Annotated in this window: 1 protein-coding gene; it reads right to left on the bottom strand. The window is 69.0% G+C overall.

What is annotated here, in order from left to right; translation table 11 throughout:
• Positions 1–143: 143 nt before the first annotated feature.
• Positions 144–2,120 carry a HEAT repeat domain-containing protein gene (locus tag ACZ518_RS39405; RefSeq protein WP_469117845.1) on the bottom strand — a complete coding sequence of 659 codons (1,977 nt, stop codon included), beginning with the start codon at positions 2,118–2,120 and terminating at the stop codon, positions 144–146.
• Positions 2,121–3,253 lie beyond the last annotated feature (1,133 nt).

The following is a 3,253-nucleotide window of genomic DNA, read 5'->3' on the forward strand; positions in this document are numbered from 1 at the left end:
GTTCCCACTCGGCATCACTCAGATCACCCCGCCCCATGCCCACATCAACGACCTGAGCAGGGAGTAGTCACATGATCGGCCGGACAACTCCTAAGGGCATTGCTCTTCAGACTTTCCAGTGGACCCAGCCGGCGATGGGCGGGTCATCCGTAGACGGCGAGCAGTTCGTTGATGGCAGCGCGGATGTCTTCGTCCTGGGTGAAGCCGCGCCAGGCGCCGCTGCTGCGCAGCCGCAGGTCTTGGTGGGGTACGGCGTGCAGGAGTTGAGCGGCGGGCCGCGCGGCGGGTCCGATCTGTGCCAGGTGGCGCACTGCCGGGAGCATGACGGGAAGGTAGTTGCCCTTGGCCAGGCCCTGGATGGCGGTCATCAGCGCGGGGACGGCGGTCTCGGTGTCGCCCGTCGCAGCCCACAGGGCGTGGGCTGCCTCGACGCGGGACCAGGGGTCGGTGTCGGTGGTCATCGCCCGGATTCGGTCCGCGAAGCGGGCAGCGTGTGGGCCGAGGTCGGCGAGCTTGCGCAGGGCAGGACGCGGGATGCTTCCCGGGGCCGCGGCCCGTTCGAGTGCCTCCAGGAGCGGTCCTGGCTCACCACTGACTTTCCAGTAGGCCCATGCCGCGAGCTCCGTGTGCGTCCCGCCTGCGTCCGCCCGAGCCAGCAGCAGTTCCCTGGCCCCGTTGCCCGCCGGTCCGATGGCGGCGAGGGCGAGTGCCGCGCCGTCCCAGTTCCGGTCGTCCTCCATGAGGCTGAGAAGCTGCGGAACCGCTGCCTTCGCCGCAGGACCCCAGCCCGCAAGCACCTGGCAGAAACGGTTGATCACCTGCTGGTCCGTGGTCGCACCGAGCTGGTCGCAGACCGCTGGCAGTAGCCGCTCTACGTGGTCCGCAAGGCCTCGCAGTACCTCGGGGAGGGAGGGGAGGACCGCATGGTGCCAGCCGGCGGTGGCGGGGTAGCTGGCGGAGTTCGATGCGAACCCGGACCGCGCGCCGGCCACCAGCTCGATCAGGCCCGGCAGGCAGCGCGGATCGTTCATCCTGGCCAGTGCCCACAAAGCAGCCTCGCTGACGGTCTCCCGCTTTCGGGTCGTCCTCGCGGCGTTGTCGCCGAGCAGTGCGGCGACCTCGTCGGCGTGGGCAGCGGACGCGGGACCAAGGCAGGCCAGCAGCTCGGCTGCCCGGAATCGGGCCTCGTCGGCAGGGTCGTTCAGGCGGGCGGCGATGCGGGGGAGAAGAGCAGAGGTAGGGGAGCGCCAGTGAGCCAGCAGCCCTGCTGCCTGGGCCAGGGCGCCGGTTCTCTGCTCTTCGGCGGGATGGTTGTTCAGCATGCCAAGAGCGAAGCCGGTGCACGGCCCGGGGAACAGGGCTGCGGTCCGGTGCTGGACACCCTGTGTCCCGGAGTCCATCGCCGTAGTGTGGCGCCACAACTCGACACTGGGGTCCCGGACTGCCTCCAGCAACAGCTCCAGCCGCTGTTCGGGGAGGCCCGGCCTACTTGGGGCGAGTGCGTGCACTGCGGCCAGGCGCACCTGTGCCTCCGGGGCATTGAGCAGCCCCTGAAGGAGGTCGAAGACTTCGGCGGCGTGCACGCCCGCGGGCTGTCGCAACACAGCCTGCCCGAGTGCGAGGATCACATCGAGCCGGGTCGCTGGATCATCCTCGGCCTGCCAGCGCTGCAGCAGCGAAGGCAGGGTCAGCTCACCAGAACTTCCGCAGACACCGACCACGTCAGCGGCGTCCCGCCGAATCCAGGGCTCAGGGTTCCCCAGTAGGACCAGAACCTCAGGCAGGGCCCGCTCCCACGCTGGCCGCCAACCGGGATCGAGGAACCTTTCGATGACCTGCTCCGCCTCCGAGGCCAGCCTTGCCACCAGCTCCATCACCGTGCGACGACATGTCACCTCAGGAGTCGCGGCAAGACGCAGGAGGAAGGGCAGCGCAGCTGATGCGGCGGAGCAGACCCAACCGCCTTGATGAAACAACAAGTTGAGCAGGTCGCACGCTGCCTCCTCGGCATCGTCCGGGTCCGGCCCCGCGCACCGACGCAGCAAGCCGGGCACGTCCTCGGCCGACCCGTAGTTGTGCTTCAGCGCCGCCCAGTCGACAGCATCCAGTCCCACCCACATGCACGCGACCCTACCGCCGCACCCGTGTGGTGCCCCGTCCCGCTTCCCGAATTCATCCGGTTCCTAAATTGAGTCAGCATGACCGGGGTCGGCTGTGCGACGAGGATGGTACGGGGCCTCTTGCCCCCGGCAGCAGCAGTCTTGCGGCTGTGTGGTGGTCTGGTGAGGGTCGAGGAAGAACAAGAAGAAGCACCTGGTTGTGGGGGAGTGAGACGTTGGATCCTTGGGACGTCAAAGAGGACGGGGACCGTGAGCAGTGGGTGTGGAGTCCGCTGGTTGGTGTGGGGCCGTTGGAGTTCGGTATGAGGCCGGAGGAGGTGGCTGCCGCGCTCAGCGGCCCGGAACCTCGTACACGGTCGTGTGCCGGGTATCCCGGCGGTGGTGCGGTGCCAACTGGGAGCGGTACCCCGACCCTGGGGTGGCGCTCTACTACACGGGTACGGGCCACCTGGCGGCCGTGGCGGTCGATGCCCTGAACGGTCCTCAGGTCACTCTGGATGGTGCGGGGCTGGTCGGACGTGTTCCCTCGGAGGCCGAAGGCTGGCTGCATGCCTATGCCCAGGAGCAGGCGCACACGGATTTGAGATACGCCCCGGACGGGAATCCCGTCTCAGGCGACCCTGGTTCTGTTCATCCGCGTCCAGCGGGCCGGCCATATCGTCCTGACCCGGCCGGTCTTCCTCTTCAAAGGCTGGACCGGAGACATGTGGGACTGCATTCCCGCCGAGGAGTGGCACACCTTCTGACCCACCTCACCCCAGAGCAATACGAGCCGCCTATGGCGAGCGCTGGACCGATCGACCTCCCCCAGCGCCAGGAGACGACGCGCGGCCCTCACTGCTGCTGGCGCCCGCGGAGCGGGCTGGTCCTGGAGGCGGAGCCGGAAGGACCATGGGGTGGGAGCGGAGCGGACACCCCAACGAGCCGAAGGCTCGGACCCCGTGAAACGGGGTCACCCAGACCCGCGGAGCGGGTCGTTCGGGTGGAGCGCAGCGGAACCCGAACCTGTCCGGAGCGAAGCGCAGGACACCGGCCCAAAGGGCCGGCCCTGGCTCGGCGAAGCCGAGCCCCGCCGAGCGCAGCGAGGCGGTTCGTTGGCACAGCGCGCAGCGCTGTGGGACCCGCTCCGCGGG

The sequence above is a fragment of the Streptomyces sp. NPDC033966 genome (assembly GCF_055575955.1).